The 20,498-nt window shown below is 72.7% G+C and carries 12 protein-coding genes; 4 read left to right on the top strand and 8 right to left on the bottom strand.

Features of this window, described 5'->3' with window-relative positions; translation table 11 throughout:
* Positions 1–25 precede the first annotated feature (25 nt).
* From OG335_RS24600 to OG335_RS24585, 4 genes are all read right to left on the bottom strand, one after another.
* Positions 26–2,236 carry a polyribonucleotide nucleotidyltransferase gene (locus OG335_RS24600; RefSeq protein ID WP_405013280.1) on the bottom strand — a complete coding sequence of 737 codons (2,211 nt, stop codon included), beginning with the start codon at positions 2,234–2,236 and terminating at the stop codon, positions 26–28.
* A 434-nt stretch (positions 2,237–2,670) separates the two neighbouring features.
* Entirely contained in the window at positions 2,671–2,961 is a 291-nt protein-coding gene (gene rpsO / locus OG335_RS24595) for a 30S ribosomal protein S15 (RefSeq protein ID WP_405013279.1), read from the bottom strand.
* 140 nt (positions 2,962–3,101) lie between these two features.
* A complete protein-coding gene (gene eccD / locus OG335_RS24590; RefSeq protein ID WP_405013278.1) occupies positions 3,102–4,568 on the bottom strand; it encodes a type VII secretion integral membrane protein EccD in 1,467 nt (488 codons plus the stop codon).
* A 296-nt stretch (positions 4,569–4,864) separates the two neighbouring features.
* On the bottom strand, positions 4,865–7,768 hold the full coding sequence (locus tag OG335_RS24585) for an FAD-binding and (Fe-S)-binding domain-containing protein (RefSeq protein ID WP_405013277.1): 2,904 nt from the start codon (positions 7,766–7,768) through the stop codon (positions 4,865–4,867).
* 557 nt (positions 7,769–8,325) lie between these two features.
* Between OG335_RS24585 and eccCa the strand changes: the two genes are divergently transcribed.
* Together eccCa and OG335_RS24575 are read left to right on the top strand one after the other, a co-directional pair.
* The gene (gene eccCa, locus OG335_RS24580; RefSeq protein WP_405013276.1) at positions 8,326–12,279 is read left to right on the top strand and encodes a type VII secretion protein EccCa; all 3,954 of its coding nucleotides are present in this window, start codon (positions 8,326–8,328) and stop codon (positions 12,277–12,279) included.
* Positions 12,280–12,747: 468 nt separating this feature from the next.
* Positions 12,748–14,148, top strand: coding sequence for an APC family permease (locus tag OG335_RS24575; protein ID WP_405013275.1), 1,401 nt, complete (start codon positions 12,748–12,750; stop codon positions 14,146–14,148).
* A 66-nt stretch (positions 14,149–14,214) separates the two neighbouring features.
* Here OG335_RS24575 and mycP read toward each other — a convergent pair whose 3' ends face one another.
* From mycP to OG335_RS24555, 4 genes are all read right to left on the bottom strand, one after another.
* A complete protein-coding gene (mycP, locus tag OG335_RS24570; RefSeq protein WP_405013274.1) occupies positions 14,215–15,519 on the bottom strand; it encodes a type VII secretion-associated serine protease mycosin in 1,305 nt (434 codons plus the stop codon).
* Positions 15,520–15,629: 110 nt separating this feature from the next.
* A complete protein-coding gene (locus OG335_RS24565) occupies positions 15,630–15,920 on the bottom strand; it encodes a WXG100 family type VII secretion target (RefSeq protein WP_405013273.1) in 291 nt (96 codons plus the stop codon).
* Between the two features lie 77 nt (positions 15,921–15,997).
* Positions 15,998–16,306 (bottom strand): WXG100 family type VII secretion target, encoded by a 309-nt coding sequence (locus OG335_RS24560; RefSeq protein ID WP_405013272.1) that lies wholly within the window; start codon positions 16,304–16,306, stop codon positions 15,998–16,000.
* 181 nt (positions 16,307–16,487) lie between these two features.
* A complete protein-coding gene (locus tag OG335_RS24555) occupies positions 16,488–18,065 on the bottom strand; it encodes a type VII secretion protein EccB (RefSeq protein ID WP_405013271.1) in 1,578 nt (525 codons plus the stop codon).
* A gap of 337 nt (positions 18,066–18,402) precedes the next feature.
* On the opposite strand from OG335_RS24555, the gene eccE reads away from it, so the two are divergent.
* Positions 18,403–19,674 carry a type VII secretion protein EccE gene (gene eccE, locus OG335_RS24550; RefSeq protein WP_405013270.1) on the top strand — a complete coding sequence of 424 codons (1,272 nt, stop codon included), beginning with the start codon at positions 18,403–18,405 and terminating at the stop codon, positions 19,672–19,674.
* Positions 19,674–20,438 carry a hypothetical protein gene (locus OG335_RS24545; protein ID WP_405013269.1) on the top strand — a complete coding sequence of 255 codons (765 nt, stop codon included), beginning with the start codon at positions 19,674–19,676 and terminating at the stop codon, positions 20,436–20,438. Before eccE ends, OG335_RS24545 begins: the two co-directional genes overlap by 1 nt.
* Positions 20,439–20,498: the final 60 nt, after the last annotated feature.

Below are 20,498 nucleotides of genomic sequence, written 5' to 3'. Positions count from 1 at the left end.
GCGGGCCGCGGGCTGACCTAGTGCGTCACTCGGACGCGGCGGCGTCGCCGCCCTCCTCGCCCTCGACCACGGGGATCAGGGAGAGCTTGCCGCGCGGGTCGATCTCGGCGATCTCGACCTGCACCTTGGCGCCGACCGCGAGCACGTCCTCGACGTTCTCCACGCGCTTGCCACCGGCGAGCTTGCGGATCTGCGAGATGTGCAGCAGACCGTCCTTGCCGGGCATGAGCGACACGAACGCGCCGAAGGTCGTGGTCTTCACCACGGTGCCCAGGTAGCGCTCGCCGACCTCCGGCATGGTCGGGTTGGCGATCTGGTTGATCGTGGTGCGGGCGGCCTCGGCGGCCGGACCGTCGGAGGCACCGATGTAGATGGTGCCGTCGTCCTCGATCGTGATCTCGGCGCCGGTGTCCTCCTGGATCTGGTTGATCATCTTGCCCTTGGGGCCGATGACCTCGCCGATCTTGTCCACCGGGATCTTGATGGTGATGATGCGCGGCGCGTACTGCGACATCTCGTCCGGGGTGTCGATGGCCTCGTTCATCACGTCGAGGATGTGCAGGCGGGCGTCCTTGGCCTGCTTCAGCGCGGCGGCGAGCACCGACGCCGGGATGCCGTTCAGCTTGGTGTCGAGCTGGAGGGCGGTGATGAAGTTGCGGGTACCGGCGACCTTGAAGTCCATGTCGCCGAACGCGTCCTCGGCGCCGAGGATGTCGGTCAGCGTGACGTAGTGCGTCTCGCCGTCGATCTCCTGCGAGATGAGGCCCATCGCGATGCCGGCGACGGCGGCCTTGAGCGGCACACCGGCGTTCAGCAGCGACATGGTGGAGGCGCAGACCGAGCCCATCGAGGTGGAGCCGTTGGAGCTCAGCGCCTCGGAGACCTGGCGGATCGCGTAGGGGAAGTCCTCGCGGCTCGGCAGCACGGGCAGGATCGCCCGCTCGGCCAGCGCGCCGTGGCCGATCTCGCGGCGCTTGGGCGAACCCACGCGGCCGGTCTCGCCGACCGAGTACGGCGGGAAGTTGTAGTTGTGCATGTAGCGGCGACGCGTCTCGGGGGCGAGCGTGTCGAGCTGCTGCTCCATGCGGAGCATGTTGAGCGTGGTGACACCCAGGATCTGGGTCTCGCCGCGCTCGAAGAGGGCCGAGCCGTGGACGCGCGGGATGGCCTCGACCTCGGCGGCCAGGGTGCGGATGTCGGTGACACCGCGGCCGTCGATGCGGACCTTGTCCTTGATGACGCGCTCGCGGATGATCTTCTTGGTCAGCGCGTTGTAGGCGGCGCCGATCTCCTTCTCGCGGCCCTCGAACTCCGGGAGCAGCTTGTCGGCGGCGATCGCCTTGACGCGGTCGATCTCGTTGTTGCGCTCCTGCTTGCCGGCGATGGTGAGCGCCTGGGCGAGCTCGTCCTTGACCGCGGAGGTCAGGGCGCCGAGCACGTCGTCCTGGTACTCCAGGAAGACCGGGAACTCGCCGGTGGGCTTGGCGGCCTGGGCGGCCAGCTGGGCCTGGGCGGCGCAGAGCACGGTGATGAACGGCTTCGAGGCTTCGAGGCCCGCGGCGACGATCTCCTCGGTGGGGGCCTCGGCGCCGTCGGCGACCAGCGAGATGGTCTTCGTGGTGGCCTCGGCCTCGACCATCATGATCGCGACGTCGCCGTCCGGCAGCGCGCGGCCGGCGACGACCATGTCGAAGACGGCGTCCTCGAGCTCGCTGTGGGTCGGGAACGCGACCCACTGGCCCTTGATCAGCGCGACGCGGACGCCGCCGATCGGGCCGGAGAAGGGCAGGCCGGCCAGCTGGGTGGACGCGGACGCGGCGTTGATCGCCACGACGTCGTACAGGTGGTCGGGGTTGAGCGCCATCACGGTGACGACGACCTGGATCTCGTTGCGCAGGCCCTTGACGAAGGACGGGCGCAGCGGGCGGTCGATGAGGCGGCAGGTGAGGATGGCGTCCTCGGAGGGCCGGCCCTCGCGACGGAAGAACGAGCCGGGGATCCGGCCCGCGGCGTACATGCGCTCCTCGACGTCGACCGTCAGCGGGAAGAAGTCGAAGTGCTCCTTCGGCTGCTTGGAGGCGCTGGTGGCCGACAGCACCATGGTGTCGTCGTCCAGGTAGGCCACGGCGGAGCCGGCGGCCTGACGGGCCAGGCGGCCGGTCTCGAAGCGGATGGTACGGGTGCCGAAGCTGCCGTTGTCGATGACGGCCTCGGCGTAGAACACGTTCTCTTCCACCTGGAAGATCTCCTCTTTCGTACGTGTCCGGTGGAGCGTCCCCTGCGTCTGCCTGCCCGGCCCTGCGGGCCGGTCTTCGATCGAAGCCTCCGGGTGTCGTCGTGGACTCCCGGCGGCCACTACCGAGGACCGGCGCCTTTCGGCTGCCTGGTCGGCGGTCGCGTGTGGACGCTCCCCCGGATGCGGGCGGCCTCCGTTTGAAGCCTGCGGCCCGCGCGTGGTGTGGGTGCTGCCCGGTGCCGTCCGCGAGACGCGCGGTCGGGCATCAACCCGGGCATGCCCTCCACCTTACAAATTCACACCCTACAGAGCGCGCCATTACCACGCGTGTGGCTGCGGTTATCTCCTGTGGGGCGTCGCCGCGGCTTCGTGGCCGCGGCGGATGCGCCGAAGGGCGGCTCCCCCGAGCGGGGGAGCCGCCCCACGGAGCGGTGTCAGCGAGCGCCGCCCGCGGCGCCGCGGCGGATGCCGAGGCGGTCGACGAGGGTACGGAAACGCTCGATGTCCTTCTTGGCCAGGTACTGCAGCAGCCGGCGGCGCTGGCCGACCAGGATGAGCAGGCCACGACGCGAGTGGTGGTCGTGCTTGTGGGCCTTGAGGTGCTCGGTCAGGTCCGAGATGCGGCGGGAGAGCATGGCCACCTGGACCTCGGGGGAACCGGTGTCGCCCTCCTTCTGGCCGAACTCGGCGAAAATCTGCTTCTTGACGTCGGCGGCGAGAGCCACGGCATCTCCTTCAGGGGTGGCCGAGCGATCCCGGTAGACGACACAGGATCTGACAGAACTCGGACTGTCCAAGCGTACCAGCGCCCGCCGGCGTCCCCTGTCACGGGGGCGCGGGCGGGCGGCGGAGGGGTGCGCGGGGGTCAGCTGGTGATGCCGCGGACCAGGGCGTAGATGTTCAGCACGGCCAGGGCCAGCGGGACGAGCGACATCAGCATGAGGCTGTCGACCATGTCCAGGATGCGGCCCCAGAACGGGGAGACGCCGACCCGCGGGACGATCAGCGCGATCGCCGTCAGCAGCGCCGCGCCGGCCGCGATGGACGCCGACAGCCAGACGGTGCGCAGGTCGAGCGAGCTGCCGGCGCCGCCCTGCTGCAGCTGCTCCAGGATGAACAGCGGGGTGTGCAGCGACAGGCCGAGGACGAGCAGGGCGAGGCCGGCGAGGCCGGCGATCGTCAGGCTGAAGACCTGCGCGGTGTAGCGGAACAGCCGGGCCCGCAGCATGGTCGAGATGCCCACGGCGAGCGCGAGCAGCTCGGCGGGGACGGAGTCGCTGAAGCCGAGGACGGCGCAGGCGCCGACGACGGTGGCCGCGCAACCGCCGACGAGGCCGACGAGGACCTCGTGGCCGCGGCGGGCCTGGTGGGCGATCCGCTCATACTGGACGGCCTCGGCGCGGCTGGTCTCCTCGCCGTAGCCGCTGCCGCGGGTGCGGGTCTGGCCGGGGGCGCTGAAGCCGACGGGCAGTCGGGCGAACCGCGCCGACAGGGCGGGCAGGAAGCCGACCACGGCGACGGCGGCGACGCCGGTGACGGCCGCGATGTGGGTGGCCGGCGTGCCGTCGAGGAGGACGGCGGCGAAGGTCGAGAGGGTGCCGGCGGCGGCCAGGAAGGAGGAGGCGACGAAGACCGAGTCCTTCTCCGGGAGCAGGCCGACGAGCAGCACGGACGCGACGAGCGCCGCGACGCAGCCCACGAGGAACTGCAGGCGGCCCGGACCGTCGCCGAGGGCGACCGGCACGGCGCCGGAGCCCGCGATCAGCGCGTGCGGGAGGGCGCCGAGGCCCAGGGCGAGGCCGGCTGCGTGGTCGCCGTACACCCGGGCGCGGACGCCGGCGAAGGTGACCAGCACGATCGCGGTGACGCCGGAGAGGATGCCGGGCAGGCCGTGCATGTCGTGCCGCAGGTCGGAGTACCAGAGGGCGAAGCCGAGCAGGGTGAGCAGCACGGCGGCGCCGATGAGGCCGAAGGCCCGCATCAGGTCGGGGCTCCAGAAGCGGCGGTCGGCCTCGACGGCGCTCGCGATGGCGTCCGCGACGTCGTCGTAGACGGCCGGCGGGAGCGACTCGGAGAACGGGCGCAGGCTCAGCAGGTCGCCGTCGCGGACCTGCTGGGCGGCCAGCGGCATGCCGCTGTCGAGCACGGTGCCGTCGCGGCGCACCAGGTGGAAGCCGGTGGGCGTGCCGTCGACCTGGGTCTGGCCGGTCAGGCGCAGCACCTCGGGGTAGATGTCGGCGAGCGGGACGTCCTCCGGCAGGGCGACGTCGATCCGGCTGTCCGGTGCCACCACGGTGACGCGGCAGAAGCCGGTGGTCGCGTTGGCGCTCATGCGGCCACCTCGCACCGGTCGGCGGGTGCTCCCCGTAGGGCGCGCCCCGTCCCTGTCCGCTCGCTACGCTCGCTCACCGGCGCTCCCCCTCGTTGGATGTGCCTGTTCGTCAGCTTCTGTTCTGCTGTGCGCCGCTGTACGGATCGGGACCGACACGATCCGGCCGACAGGCGGCGCGGCGTTACCCTACCGCCCGCCGGGGGTGGCGGGTGCGCCGGGGGCGGGGGCGTCCGGGCGGTGCGGGCGGCGGGTCGTCCGGGTCCGGCCGACCGGGCGCGGCCTGCGCCGCTTCCGGTTCAGCGGTCGGTGGCGGCTGTGCGGTCGAGGGGGTCGTGGCGGTCGAGGCCGTCGCGGACGACCTGGGCCAGGTGCACCGCGCGTCGGCCGTCGCCGAGTTGGGCGATCTGGATGCGGCAGCCGTAGCCGTCGGCGAGGACGGTGGTGTCGGGGGCGGCGGCCCGGACGGCGGGCATCAGGACGCGTTCGGCGGCGGCCACCGAGACGTCGTAGTGGCCCTGCTCGAAGCCGAAGTTGCCAGCGAGGCCGCAGCAGCCGGAGTCGAGGACGGTGTTGTCGAGGCCGAGGGCGGCCTCGATGCGGCGGTCGGCGGCGGTGCCGAGCACGGCGTGCTGGTGGCAGTGGACCTGGGTGACGGCGCGGCCGCCGAGGTGGGGCAGGTCGGTGCCGTCCTCGTCCAGGAACTCGGCGAACGTCCTGACCCGGGTGGCGAGTTCGCGGGCGGCCGGGTCGGTGGTGCCGAGGAGGCGGGGCCACTCCTCGCGGAGCGCGGCGGTGCAGCTGGGTTCGAGTCCGACGACCGGCACTCCGGGCGGCAGGGCGGCCAGGCTGCGGCGGGCGACGGCGCGGGCGACGCCGAGCTGGCCGGTGGAGATCCAGGTGAGGCCGCAGCAGACCGGCCCGTCGGGGAGCCGTACGTCGTGGCCGAGGCGCTCCAGCACCTCGACGGCCGCCCGGGCGGCGTCCGGCTGCAGGTAGGCGGAGAACGTGTCCGGCCAGAGGATCACCGGGGTGGCGCCCGGCCGGGCCGGGCGGGCGGCCCGGTGGCGCCGGAACCACGCGGTGAAGGTCTCGGCGGGCAGGGCGGGGAGGTCGCGGCGGGGGTCGATGCCGCCGAGGCGCTTCAGCAGGGCCGCCGCGGGGCGCAGCCGCAGCAGGGCGCCGGCCGGCCGCGGGGCGAGCGCGGCGGCGCGCAGCCAGAGCGGCAGCCAGCCCATGGACCAGTGGGAGGCGGGGCGCAGCCGGTGGCGGTAGTGCTGGTGGAGGAACTCGGTGCGGTAGGTGGCCATGTCGACGTGGGTGGGGCAGTCGCTGGCGCAGCCCTTGCAGCCGAGGCAGAGGTCGAGGGCCTCGCGGACCTCCTCGGACCGCCAGCCGTCGGTGACGGCCTCGCCGCGGAGCATGTCGGCGAGGAGTCGGGCGCGGCCGCGGGTGGAGTGGCGTTCCTCGCCGGTGGCCATGTAGCTGGGGCACATGACGCCGGTGGTGGTGTCGGTGCACTTGGCGACGCCGACGCAGCGGTGGACGGCGTGGAGGAGGCTGCCCCGGTCGTCGTCGTAGGGCTGGGCGAGGGGCAGGAGGTCGCGGCCGGTGAAGCGGAGGTCGGCGTCGAGGGGGCGCGGGTCGACGAGGTTGCCGGGGTTGAGGAGGTTGCCGGGGTCGAGGATCCGCTTGAAGCGGGCGAAGAGGTCGATGATCTCCGGGGGGTACATGCGGGGCAGGAGTTCGGCGCGGGCCTGGCCGTCGCCGTGTTCGCCGGAGAGCGAGCCACCGTGGGAGACGGCGAGGTCGGCGGCCTGTTCCATGAAGGCGCGGAACTCCGGGAGGCGCTGCGGGTCGGTGAGGGGGAGGTCGAGGCGCAGGTGGACGCAGCCCTCGCCGAAGTGTCCGTAGGGGATGCCGCGCAGGCCGTGCCGGCCGAGCAGGCGGCGCAGGTCGCGCAGGTAGTCGCCGAGGTGTTCGACGGGGACGGCGGAGTCCTCCCAGCCGGGCCATGCCCGGGTGCCGTCGGGGAGGCGGGTGGCGATGCCCGCGCCGGCCTCACGGACGGCCCAGAGCCCGCGCTGTTCGGCGGGGTCGGTGACGACGGAGGTCGCGGCGCGGGCCTGGCGGCGGGCGGTGGCGGCGAGGTCGTGGGCGGCGTCGAGGGCCTCGCGGGGGGTGTCGCCGCCGACCTCCAGGAAGAGCCAGCAGGCTCCGTCGGGGAGGTGGTCGAGGGCGGCGGGGCGGGGGCCGGCGGCGAGGAGCGCCGCGACGAGGTCGGCGGCCATGCCCTCGACGGTGAGCGGGCGCAGCGGCAGGAGTCCGGGGACGGCGTCGGCGGCGGCGCTCTCGTCGGGGTAGCCGGCGACGACGAGGGCGCGGGCCGCGGGTTCGGGGACGAGGCGGACGGTGGCGCCCAGGAGGACCGCGCAGGTGCCCTCGGTGCCGGTGAGGGCGCGGGCGAGGTGGTGGCCGTGTTCGGGGAGCAGCGCGTCGAGGGCGTAGCCGGAGCCGCGCCGCGGCAGGTCGGGCATGGCGCGGCGGAGCAGGGCCAGGTGGTCTCCGGCGAGGTCCTGGAGGGCGCGGTGGAGTTCGCCCGCGCGGCCGGGGAGGGTGCGCAGGCGGGCTCGGGCGGCGGCGTCGAGCGGTCCGCCGGCGGTGAGTTCGGTGCCGTCGGCGAGGAGGAGGTCGAGGGTGCGGACGTTGTCGCCGGTGCGTCCCCAGGCGACGGAGTGGGAGCCGCAGGCGTCGTTGCCGATCATGCCGCCGAGGGTGCAGCGGCTGTGCGTGGACGGGTCGGGGCCGAAGCGCAGGCCGTAGGGGCGGGCGGCGCGCTGCAGGTCGTCGAGGACGGTGCCGGGTTCGACGGCGGCGGTGCGGGCGTCGGGGTCGACGGACAGCACCCGGCCCAGGTGGCGGCGGAAGTCGATCACGACGGCGCCGGGGCCGATCGCCTGGCCGCCGATGCTGGTGCCCGCCCCGCGCGGCACCAGCGGCACTCCGGCCTCCCGGCACAGGGCGACGGTCGTCCGGACGTCGTCGAGGTCGGCCGGGTGCACGACGCCGGCGGGGAGTTGGCGGTAGTTCGACGCGTCGTAGGCGTACACGACGCGTTCGGCGGTGCCGAACCTGGCCTCGCCCCGCAGGGTGGCGGCCAGCTCGCGGGCGAGGTCGGCCGTGCGGGGGTCCGCCTGGGTCATCGGGGTCCTCCGGCTGCGGTGCGGGCGGGTACGGGACGGCGGGCCGGGGCCGGCCGGGGCCCAGTCTCCAGGATGGCGCGGCGGGCGGGGTCCGGCGCGTCGGGGCGGCCCCGGCCGTGGGGCGGTCCGGCCTCCGACGGCGCCGGTGCCGCTGATGCCGCGTCATCACGCGGCTCCGCACCGCCGGGTCGATCGCACGGGTGTTCGCCGGTGTGCGGGGGCGGCGGCCCCGCCCGTACGCCGGGAGCCCGCCGATCCGTGGCCGCCGCAAAGCCAACCCTCGTCCCCGAACCGTCCAACCGGACCAGTAGGATCGGCGCTTGCGCAAGGCGCACGGGGGCGGGCACGATGCGGCGGCCCCCGCGCCTGCGGTCGGCGGAGCGGGGGCGGCGTCATCCATCGGAGCGCCCGGACCCGTGGACGTATTCGGTTGCGTGAGGGTTGGTGCCAGTGAGCGAGCGGGCGGAGCGAACCGTCAAGAGGTGCGTGTTTCGCGCAGCGGCCGCCGAGCGGCGGGCTCGCGTCCTGACAGCGACGGACGGGGAAGAGGCGGTCGCATGAGTGTGGTGACGGTGAAGCGTCCGGCGCGGGCATATCCGCCCGCGGTGCCGGACGAACCGGTGGAGCTGGTGCCCCCGCCCGAACTCCCGCGGTCGGGCGGCGAGGACTGGATGATGTCCCTGCTGCCGCTGCTGGGCATGGGCGGTTCGGCGGCGTTCTTCTTCTCCCCGGGCGCGCAGGGCCCGATGAAGATCATGGGTGTGCTGATGGTCGCCTCCACGGCGGGCATGGCGGTCGCCCAGATCGTGAAGGCCCGCCGCGGCGGCAGCGCCGGCACCGCCGACGAGCGCCGCGACTATCTGAAGTACCTGCAGCAGATGCGCCGACAGGTCCGCCGGACCGCCGAACGCCAGCGCGGCGCCCTGCTGTTCACCCACCCCGAGCCCGACCAGCTGTGGTCGATCGTCGCCGAGGGCCGACGGCTGTGGGAGCGCCGCCCGACCGACAACGACTTCGCCCAGGTGCGGCTCGGCCGCGGGCCGCAGCAGCTGTCGACACCGATCGTCGCGCCGCAGACCGCGCCGATGGACGAGCTGGAGCCGCTGGCCGCGGAGGCCATGGGCACCTTCATCAAGGCGCACGGCACCCTGCAGGACCTGCCGCTCGCGGTCTCGCTGCGCGCCTTCTACCACATCACCGTGTGCGGCGATCCCGACACCGTGTACGGCACCGTCCGGGCGATGATCGCCCAGCTGACGACGCTCCACTCCCCCGACGACCTGATGGTCGGCGTCGCCGCCGCCCCCGGCGCGATCGACGAGTGGGAGTGGGCGAAGTGGCTGCCCCACACCCAGCACCGCAAGGAGAACGACGGCGCCGGTGCGCGCCGTCTGATCGCCGCCGGGCTGGGCGAGCTGGAGGAACTGCTCGCCAAGGAGCTGGAGGGCCGCAAGGGCTTCTCCCGCGACAACGTGCCGAGCGCCGACAAGCCGCACCTGATCGTCGTCATGGACGGCGCCGCGGTGCCGCAGGACTCGGTGCTGGCCGGCGCGGAGGGCGTCGAGGGCGTCACCGTCATCGAGGTGGTGCCCGGTGACCTCGACGAGCCCAGCGGCCACCTGGTCATCACCGTCGGCAAGGACGACCTGCTGCTGGAGTCCGCCTCCGGCGCCTCCTACTCGGGCAAGCCGGACACCCTGTCGTCCTGGCAGTCCGAGGCGCTCGCCCGCCAGCTGGCCCCGTTCCGGGTGTCGGCGGGCGGCGACGACGGCGACCCGTCGCTCGTCTCGATGGACTTCACCGAGATGATGAACACCGGCGACCCGGGCTCCTTCGACCCGGCCCGGCACTGGCGGCCCCGCCCGATGGCGGAGAAGCTGCGCGTGCCGCTCGGCGTCGGCACCAACGGCGAGTACGTCTGGCTGGACATCAAGGAAGCGTCGCTGCAGGGCATGGGCCCGCACGGCATGTGTGTCGGCGCGACCGGCTCCGGCAAGTCCGAGGTGCTGCGCACCATCGTGCTGGCCCTCGCGGTGACGCACTCCTCCGAGGTGCTCAACCTCGTGCTCGCCGACTTCAAGGGTGGCGCCACCTTCGCCGGCATGTCGGAGATGCCGCACACGGCGGCCGTCATCACCAACCTGGAGGGCGAAGCCACCCTCATCGACCGCATGCGCGACGCGATCGAGGGCGAGATGAACCGCCGCCAGGAGCTCCTGCGCGCGGCGGGCAACTACGCGAACATCAACGAGTACGAGCGGGCCCGCGCCGCCGGTGCGGCGCTCGACCCGCTGCCCTCGCTCCTGATGATCATCGACGAGTTCTCCGAACTGCTCACGGCGAAGCCGGACTTCATCGACCTGTTCATCCAGATCGGCCGCATCGGCCGTTCGCTCGGCATGCACATGCTGCTCGCCTCGCAGCGCCTGGAGGAGGGCAAGCTCCGCGGCCTGGACACCTTCCTCTCCTACCGTCTCGGTCTGCGCACCTTCTCCGCGGCCGAGTCGCGCGCCGCGATCGGCGTCCCCGACGCCTACCACCTGCCGCCCATCCCCGGCGTCGGCTACCTGAAGTTCGGCTCCGACGTCATGGAGCGGTTCCGGGCCGCGTACGTCTCCGGCCCGTACCGGCCGCCGGGCCAGCAGCGCACCAGCGGCGGCCAGGTCATCACCGCGCAGCCGGTGCTCTTCACCGCCGCCGAGGTCGCGATCGTCGAGCCCGTCGTCGAGGAGGTGTACGAGGAGGTCGAGGAGATCGACGACTCGCTGCTCGACACCATGCTCGACACCTTCGTGCACCGCATGATCGGCCAGGGCCCGCCGGCCCACCAGGTGTGGCTGCCCCCGCTGGAGGAGGCGCCGAGCATCGACGGCCTGGTGCCGCCGCTGCAGGCCACCGCCGAGCGCGGTCTGACCTCGCCGGAGTACGGCGCCCTGGGCCGCCTGGTGGTGCCGGTCGGCATCGTCGACAAGCCGCGCGACCAGCGCCGCGACGTGCTCTACCAGGACTACTCGGGTGCGGCCGGCCACGGCCTGATCGTCGGCGGTCCGCAGTCCGGCAAGTCGAACATGGTCCGGGCCCTGGTCTCGGGCTTCGCGGTCACGCACACCCCGGTCGAGACGCAGTTCTACCTGCTCGACTTCGGCGGTGGCGCGTTCGGCGCGCTCGCCGGCCTGCCGCACGTCGGCGGGGTCGCCGGACGCCTGGACGTCGAGAAGGTCCGCCGCATGGTCAGCGAGGTCCACGGCGTCCTCAACCGCCGCGAGGAGCTCTTCCGGGCCACCGGCATCGACACCGTCACCACCTACCGCACCCGCCGCGCGGCGGGCCAGCTGCCGGACGAGCAGTTCGGCGACGTGTTCCTGATCATCGACGGCTGGCTGACCTTCAAGCAGGAGTACGAGGTCCTGGAGCCGGTCATCTCCGACATCGCGCAGCGCGGTCTGACGTACGGCGTGCACGTCGTCGTCACCGCCGCGCGGTACGCGGAGGTGCGGCCCGCGCTCAAGGACCTGCTGCAGAACCGCACCGAGCTGCGGCTCGGCGACTCGATGGAGTCGGAGATCGACCGCAAGGTCGCGGTGAACGTGCCGGCCGGCTCGCCGGGCCGCGGCATCACCGCGGGCAAGCTGCACTTCCTCTCCGGCCTGCCCCGCCTGGACGGCTCCTCGTCCACCGTCGACCTCGCGGACGGCGTCGCCGACCTGGTCGCCCAGATCGACGCGGCGTGGACGGGCCCGCGCGCCCCGCAGGTGCGCATGCTCCCCGCCGTCCTCGACGGCCAGGCCCTGCCGAAGGGCTTCGAGCACCCCGAGCTCGGCGTCTCCTTCGGTGTGGACGAGGTCGAGCTGGCCCCGGTCTTCGTCAACTTCGAGACCGACCCGCTCTTCATCGTCTTCGGCGAGAGCGAGTCCGGTAAGTCGGCGATGCTGCGGCTGCTCATCAAGCAGATCACCGAGCGGTACACCCCGGAGCAGGCCGGCATCGTGGTCGGCGACTTCCGCCGCTCGCTGCTCGGCGTGGTGCCGCAGGAGTACCTGGTCGAGTACGCGGCGGCCGCACCCGCCATGACGGCGATCATCGAGATGCTCCGCGGCGCCTGCTCGCGGCGCCTGCCCGGTCCGGACGTCACGCCGGAGCAGCTGCGCAACCGCAGCTGGTACAGCGGCAAGGACATGTTCGTGATCGTGGACGACTACGAGCTGGTCGCCACCGGTTCGGGCAACCCGATGGCGCCGCTGGCGGAGTTCCTGCCGTTCGCGCGCGACATCGGCCTGCGCGTCATCATCGCCCGCAACGCCGGCGGTGCCGGCCGGTCGCTGTTCGAGCCGGTCATGCAGCGCATGCGCGAGCTCGGCGGTCAGGGCCTGCTGCTCTCGGGCGACAAGAACGAGGGCGCCCTGCTCGGCACCGTCAAGCCGCAGCCGCTGCCGCCGGGCCGCGGCGTGTTCGTCTCCCGCCGGATCGCGGCGGGCCAGACGGTGCAGACGGGCTGGCTGCCCACCCTGTAACGGTGACCGTGCGTGACGCCAAGGGCCGGACTCCTCGGAGTCCGGCCCTTGGCGCATCCCAGGCCGTGGACGGTGCCAGAACGTTACCTGTGTTTTTTCCGCCGTCGGCTGCGGTTCCCGTAGGCCCCCGGCCCGCCCTGCGGCCCGCGGAGGGCCACCTGCACCCCATCTGGTGAATCGACACGCCTCCTTCGATACACATGCCGTTCACCGGAGTTCACCTTGGAATCAAGCCCGACCGGCCGGAGTTGACAAGACGGACAAAGGCGAATATTGCCGCAGGTGACCATCGGATCGCATGCCCATGCGCCGGAGCGCAACGGATTCCGAAGCAGATCACGCGTTGACGTGGGCAAATCGCCACGGTTGCATGGCCACTCGGGAGCGATCGAACACCATGCCCGTCAACGCCCATCGGAGGCGATACCGCTCCCTCCCCCAAAGCTCCGCACAGCCGATCGGATTCCCATGACCGACACGCTTCGCCCGCCACTCGCCGTAGCCGAGACCACGGCAGGTACGGGCACTCCCAAGAAGCTCACCCGTTCGATCGGTGTCGTGGGCGGCACGCTGCTCACCCTCTCCTGTGTCACGCCGGCGTCCTCGCTGTTCGTGATCGTGCCGGACCTCTTCTCCACCATCGGCACCTTCACGGCCCTGTCGATCGCGATCGGCGCGCTCATCTGCATCGCGGTGGCGTTCTGCTACTCCGAGCTCGGCACGCTCGTCCCCAGCGCCGGCGGCGAGTACGCGATGGTCGGCACCCTCGCCGGCCGCTTCGCCGGCTGGCTGGTGTTCATCCAGTCCCTGATCGTCGTCATGATCGTGCCCTCGCTGATCGCCATCGGCACGGCCGACTACCTGGCGCCCATCGTGCACGTCGACGCCCGCTGGGCCGGCGCCGCGGTGATGCTCGCCGCCACCGTGGCCGGCCTCCTCGACCTGCGCGCCAACGCCTGGATCACCGGCGTCTTCCTCGTCCTGGAGGTCATCGCCTCCGCCGTGGTCGCCTTCCTGGGCTTCGGCCACGCCGAGCGCGGCGTCGGCAGCATGCTGCACGGCTCCGTCGTCACGGACGGCGCGACCAGCGGCGTCGGGATCGCCGCGATGCTCGCCGCGATGGGCACCGCGCTCTTCGTCACCCAGGGCTTCTCCACCGCCATCTACCTCTCCGAGGAGCTGGAGAACCCCCGCCGCAACGTCGCCCGCACCGTGCTGTGGACCCTCGGCCTGTCGGTCGTCGTCATCCTCGTGCCGGTCGTCGCGATCACCGTGGGCGCCCCCGACCTCGCCGCGCTGAGCGCCGGCGACATCTCCGCCCTCGTCGCCGGCTGGAGCAACACCGCCGTCGGCACCTTCATCAGCCTCTGCATCGCGCTGGCCATCGTCAACGCGGGCATCGTCATGGTCATCCAGAACTCCCGGGTGCTCTTCGCCTCCGGCCGCGACAAGGCATGGCCCGAGCCGGTCAACAAGGCCTTCGGCACCCTGAACCGGTACAACGCCCCCTGGGTCTCCACCCTGGCCGTCGGCGTCCCCGGCGCGGTGCTCTGCTTCGTCCCGCAGGACCAGCTGACCAACATCACCGGTGTCGCCGTCGCCGCGCTGTACCTGCTGGTCGCCGTCGCCGCGCTGTTCTCCCGCAAGGGCCACCACAAGCACGCCCCGGCCTGGCGCCAGCCGATCTGGCCCGTCCTGCCGGTCCTGCTGATCGTCGGCCTCGCCTACCTGCTGACCCAGCTCGACGTCACCGCGCTGCTGTGGACCGCCGGCATCACCGCCGCGGCCGGCCTCTACTGGCTGCTGTACCTCCGCCCCCGGCAGGACACCCGCTGGGTGATCACCCTGCCCGAGGACGAGCAGGTCTGACCCGCCCACGCAGGAGGCCCGGCACCCCGAGGGGGGTGCCGGGCCTCGGCCGTCCTGCCGGACCGCTCAGTCCTCGCGGCGGCGGCGGAAGTCCCGCAGCACCACCGACCCGCCCGCCAGCGCCGCCACGGTGAGCGCACCGCCGCCCAGCACGAACGTGCCGGTACGGCGGTCGCGGTCGGCCTGGGTCTCGGCGAGGCCGAGCGGCTGCGCGACGACGGGCACCCGGTCGATCGTGACCTTCGCGTCCTCGTGCGGCTCGTCGTCCTGCTCCGCGCCGCCCTGCACGGCCTTCACCGGGTCGACGACACCCCAGCCGATGAACTTGTCCGGGCCGCGCTGGGTACGCTGCGCGGTCTGCATGATGCGCGCCCGGATCTGCGCCGGCGTCCACTCCGGGTAGGCGCCCTTCAGCAGGGCGGCCACCCCGGCCACGTACGGCGACGAGAAGCTCGTGCCGTTGTCGACGCACTGCCCGCCGGCCGGCACGGTCGAGAGCATGTCGACGCCCGGTGCCGCGACTTTGACGAAGGCGCCGTACTCGGAGAACGGCGCCCGCTCGTTGTTGCGGTCCGAGGCGCCGACGGCCAGCACGGTGCGGAAGGCCGCCGGGAACGTGTCGCCCTCGCGCCCGTCGTTGCCGGAGGAGGCGACGATCACCACCCCGCGCTCCTCGGCGCGGTCGACGGCCGCCTGCAGCTCCTTCTTCTTCGGGAAGTCGGCCTGGTCGCCGTCCGCCCGGACGTCCTGCGAGATGTTGATGACGTCGGCGTGCTTGTCCAGCGCGTCGTCGATCGCCCGGATCAGGCTGTCGACGGATCCGCTGCCCTGGTCGTCGTTCTGCTTCAGCGAGAGGATGACCGCGTCCGGCGCGAGGCCGACGAAGCCCGTGCCGTTGATCGCCCGGGCCGCGATGATGCCGGCGACCTTGGTGCCGTGGCCGACGGTGTCCTTCCGCCCGCTGTCCTTCTCCCCGCCCGGCGGGCTCGCGAGGTACGAGCCGCCGTCCTCGACCTTGTCGCGCAGCTGCGCGTTGCGGTCGTCCACGCCGGTGTCGATCACCGCCACCTTGACCGGTGTGTCCTTCTTCCGCCCCGGCACGTCCTTGGCGAACCTGCCGGTGCGGCCTTCCTTCCACAGCTCGGTCAGCAGCACCCGCTGGAGCGCCCAGGGCATGCCCTGCACGTTGGCCGACGGGAAGGTGCACTCACCGGCCGCGGCGATACCGATGGGCGACCAGTGCGCGGAGCCGTCCGCACCGGACGGCGAGGCGGACGGCGACGCCGCGTACGCCGGGGCTGCGGCGAGCGACCCGACCACCCCCAGCACGACGGACACCGCGGCTGCCCCGCGGAACGTACCCAACGACACCTGAACTTCCCCTCTGATCCCCGGATGCCGTGCGCGTCGGTGACGCGCGGAGGGCGGGCGCCCCCGGACGCCCGCCCCTCTCGGAAGAACCGTGCCGCGCGGCGACCGGCTCAGCTCCAGACGCTGGTGTTCTTCTGCTCGGTGGACTGGTAGCTCTGCGCCGCGTTGTCGAGCGAGGTCGAGATCTGACCCAGGACCTGCTGCAGGTCGGCGGCCTTCGCGTCCCACTCGGTCTGGCGGGCGCGGTAGCCCTCCTGCGCGGCACCTTCCCAGCTGGAGGCGATGCGCTGCACGCCGGCCTTCAGCTCGTCGAGCTGCGACTGGATGCGCTGCGCGGTCTGACGGATCTCCGAGGACGCGTCCGTAATGGTGGAGAAATTGACGAGAATGTGGTCGGACATGATGTCTCCTTGTCGATGGAATCGCCAAGGCCCGCCCTGCGGGCCCGAATCGGCTGCGGCCTACGAACCCGCGAGGATCAGAAAGAGCCGCCGAGACCGGACATCGAGGACTGCTGGTCCTGCTCGGTCTGCGCGTACAGCTTGGTGGTCGCCTCGATCGCCTGCTTGATCTCGTCGAGCACCCGGTTGAGCGCCGTGGCGTCCTCGTTGAAACGGGTCTGCATCTGGCCGTAGGCCTGCGCGGCCTGACCCTGCCACCCCGCCTTGATCGAGTCGACCAGCGAGTTGAGTCGCTGGATCTCGCCCTGAACCTGAGCGTTCACCTCGCCGATGCGGTTGGCGAAGGAGCTCATTTCCTCAGCGGTAGTCCTGAACTGACCAGCCATGATCCACCATCCCCCATGAGACAGACATTTGTGTTCGGATAGTCCTGACACGGCCTACCCGGGAACGCCGCGATGCGGTGTCCCCCAGCACTGTAGCCGCCACCCGCAAGTCGCCCAACACCGGGCGTCGTACAGTTACCAGACCATGACAGTGCGGCGAAGAGCGCGTTCTGACTGATCGTCACGCGGTCTGCGCGGTCTCCGCGGCCTTCGTGCTCAGCGCCCCGCCGGCCGGCACGAGCACCGACCACGCCAGCGGAACCCTGCCCGGCGTCACCGACTTGTAGCCGAGACGGGCCTGCGCACCGGCGTCCTCCGCAGCCGCCTGCTGCTGACCCGCCGTGGGCGCCGGGGAGGCGCCGGTGCCGCCGTCCCCGTTGGCCTGCAGCGAGTAGCGCAGCCCGGTCTCGGTGATGAGGAACGTCGTGCCGGAGGTGTCCTGCTCGCCGGGGGCGGTCTGGCCGTCCACGGCGCGGTACAACAGGCCGTGCCCGGGCGTCACATGGGCCGAGGCCGACCCCAGCGACACCTTCGCCGGGTATTCGGTGTGCGCCCACACGGTGCGCTTCACCGCGCCCTCGACATACCCCTCGAAGGTGCTGCAGATCACCGAACGGGTGCCCTTGGGGCCGGTGTTGAGCGGCAGCGCGGGCTTGGCGTCGGGCAGGTCGCCCTTGTCGAGCATGGTCGTGTCGACCTTGCCGGCCAGCTCCGCGTTCTCGGCGGGCGACAGCTCGGCGGCCTTCGGCGTGGCACCGTCGTACGGCACCTTCAGCCTGGGGTCGTTGCGGATCACCTCGGCCTGGAACGGCGTCACCGCGTACAGCACGTCCTTGCCCACCACGTAGTAGGTGTTCTGGAAGAACATCAGCCGGCCCACGTACGCCTGCTTCTTGTCGGTCAGGGCGACGTTCGACCTGACCTTCGCGCTGCCGAGGTCCTTGATCTCCGGGAAGACGATGACCTCGCCGGCCTCCAGCGTGTCCAGCCAGTCCTTGGTGACCTGCTGCGGCTGCACCTTGTCGCCGAACAGCCCCGACTCCAGCGCGGACCGTTCGATGCCCTTCATGTCGGTCTGACCGACGGCATGCTTCACGCCGTTCATGTCGACCAGGAACTTGCTGCCGACGTCGCCCTTGCTCACCGGCGGCGCCTGCACGTAGAGGCCCTGGCCCTCCTGCAGCACCAGGTCCTTGCGCTCCAGCTCCTTAGCCTCGTCGCCCGCGGCGATGAAGACGGCCTGGTTGATGCCGGCCTGGGTGCCCTCGGCGCCCGGGCGGTCGCAGACCGACCACCTCTTCGTCTCGCCCGCGTCGGCGGCGGACGGCAGCTTGTCCGGCGCGTACGGGATGCCGATCGTCGCGCCGTGGTTCTTGTAGTTGTCGAGCACCTTGTCGGCGACCGGCACCACCTTGGAGCCCGCGGGCAGCAGCAGCCGGGCCGAGGACATGTTCAGGACCTGGTGCAGCACCTTCTCGTGGGTCTCCGGGTCCTCCAGCACGACGTAGCGGGTGGTGGAGTCCTTGCCCTGGATGATGTTCTTGCCGTCGTCCCAGTTGAGCGGCGCGCTGGGCTTGATGACGCCCCACATGCCGAAGCCCGCGACCACCACGGCCGCCACCACGAAGCTCGGCAGCACCGCGCGCACCGGACGCGGCGCGTCCTCGTCGTTGCCACCGCCGCCGGGCTGGAGGAACGCACCGACCGTCCGCTTGCGGGCGAAGTTGTACGCGTTCAGCTCGTCCCTGCGTGATGCCATGCTCGTCCCCGTCTCCCCTGTGTGACCGCGCCTGTCCGACCGTCAGCGCACGTTCGCCGTGCGCGAGTCTGCCAGCCTCCCCCGGCCCCGGGCCGGGGCACCCCCGAGGGCACCGGACGCACTCAACCCTCTACGATGCGGCAGCAGACGGTGAGTACGGTAACGGGTACGGTACGCCGACCGGCCAACCGGGCCGTGACATCACAGCAGAGAGGTCCATCGGGGGATGCCAAGCCAGACCGCTCCAGCCCGACGCAGCGCTCCGCACGGCCGCAGGGCCGGCGGACGGCGCCCCGACCCGGACGGACGCCGCGGCCGTCCCGCACCCGCCTCGCCGGTGTCCGTGAAGGTGCACCCCCGGCCCGGCCTGCTCGGCAAGCGCCTGCGGCTGCAGCAGCTGGTGCTGCTGGAGGTCGCCGCGGCACTCGTCGCGGTCGGCTGGACGATCGGCCCGGCCGTGGCCGGAGCGTTCGCCGTACCCGCCGCCCTCCTGGTGATCGTCGGCCTCGTGCCGATGCGCGGCCACACCCTGCCGGGGGCCATGCGGGTGCGCTCGGCGATGAAGGCCCGGCGCCGCGAGGCCCAGTACAACGTGCCCCCGCCCGGCACCGACCCCGCCCTGGCACCCGCGCTGGAGGTCGAGCCCGCACTGCGCACGTGCACCCACGTCACCGAGACCGACCTCGGCGACGGCCGGCCGATCCGCCGCGAGACCGGCATGGTCGGCGACGGCACCTTCTTCACCTCGGTGCTGCTCGTGCAGGCCAAGGACCTCCCGCTGCGGCCCGTCCGCACCGCCCTGCCGCTGCCGCTCGACGTGATCTGCTCCGCACTCCAGGTCGACGACATCGGGCTGGAGTCCGTGCAGCTCGTGCAGCACACCCAGCCCGCCCCGGCGCCGCACCTGCCGGACCAGTCGCTCGCGGCCCGCGCCTACCACCAGCTCCAGGACGGCCCCGCCACCCCGGCGCTCCGGCTGACCTGGGTGGCGCTCAAGCTGAACCCGGAGACCGCGACCACGGCGGTGCTCGCCCGCGGCGGCGGCGAGGAGGGCGCCCGCAAGACCCTGCAGCGCGTCACCGACCAGCTCGCCGGCCGGCTGAACGCCGCCGGGTTCACCGCCACCGTGCTCGACGAGCGCGAGCTGATCGCCGCCCTGGCGATCTCGATCTGCGCCAACCCTGTGGCCGTGGCCGGCCGCCAGGGCAGCGGAGGCGGCGGCGCGGCCGCTGCCCGCCGTACCCAGGAGAGCAGCAAGTTCTGGCGGATCGACGACCGCTGGCACAGCACGTTCTGGATCTCCAAGTGGCCGCAGCTCAGCCGGCCGGGCGGGGCAGCGGGCCGGATCTCCGCGCCCGACCTCGTCAACCTGGTCACCGGCACGCCCGCGCTGGCCAGCACCTTCAGCCTGACCGCGAGCCGCGGCACCGGCGGCTCGGTCGCCGTCAGCGGCCACGTGCGGGTCACCGGCCGCAGCGAGAGCGAGCTCGCCCAGGTCGGACGGCTCGTGGAGTCGCGCGCACACCACGCCGGGATCGGTCTGACCCGGCTCGACCAGGAGCAGGCACCCGGCCTGCTCGCCACGCTGCCCCTGGGAGGGACTTCCTGATGGCCTATCAGTCCTACCCCACCCAGGCCCCGCAGCCCGCCGCCGAACCGGCCCGCCCGGCCCGTGTACGGCCCGGCTTCGGCCTGCGCGGCCCGCGCCGCGAGAAGCACGTGCTCACCGCGGAGGACCTCGGCGCACTGTCCTTCCCCGTCGGTGACGACGGCGTGGTCATCGGCGTCGACCCGCAACAGCAGCCCGCCGTGATCGGCCTCTTCCGGCCGAGCCCGTACGACGTGGTGCTGATCGGCGGCATGTGGACGGCCCAGGTCATCGCCCTGCGCGCGGCCGCGACCGGCGCCCGGGTGGCCGTCGAGACCGGCCGGCCCCAGGCGTGGGCGCCGATGGCGCAGGCCGCCGGCGGCGGCCAGCCGTGCGTGACCGTGCACCAGGCCGGCCGGCTCGGACCGCAGGGCGCCTCGGTCGCCTCGCCGGTGCTGGTCGTCCGCGACCTCGGCGCACGTCCGCCGCGCAGCCGGCTCTCCGCCGCCCCGTGGCAGACCACGCTGACCCTGCTGCCGTACCTCGGCCCCAACGCCGGCCGGGTGCTCAACGCCGCCGACCTGGTCGGCGTGCAGCGGATCTCCCCCCAGGAGACGGAGATCGTCGCCCGCATCCTGTCGCTCGGCGACCACGAGGTCGCGGCGCTGCCCACGCTCGGCGAGAACATCACCCTGTGGGCGACCCGCATGCAGCGCCAGTACGTGATGACCAACCCCGGCGAGGCCGAGGCCCAGGTGCTGGGCGGCCCCCGCCGCATGGACTGAGCACCACCCCGAGGCCGACGGGTCCGCGGCCGGCAGCTGCCGCCGCGGGCCCGTGTCCGT

This window comes from Kitasatospora sp. NBC_01539 (assembly GCF_045040525.1).
Classification (GTDB): Bacteria; Actinomycetota; Actinomycetes; order Streptomycetales; family Streptomycetaceae; genus Kitasatospora.
Note: the sequence above shows the minus strand (reverse complement) of the source record. Positions and strands in the feature narration are given on the sequence as shown.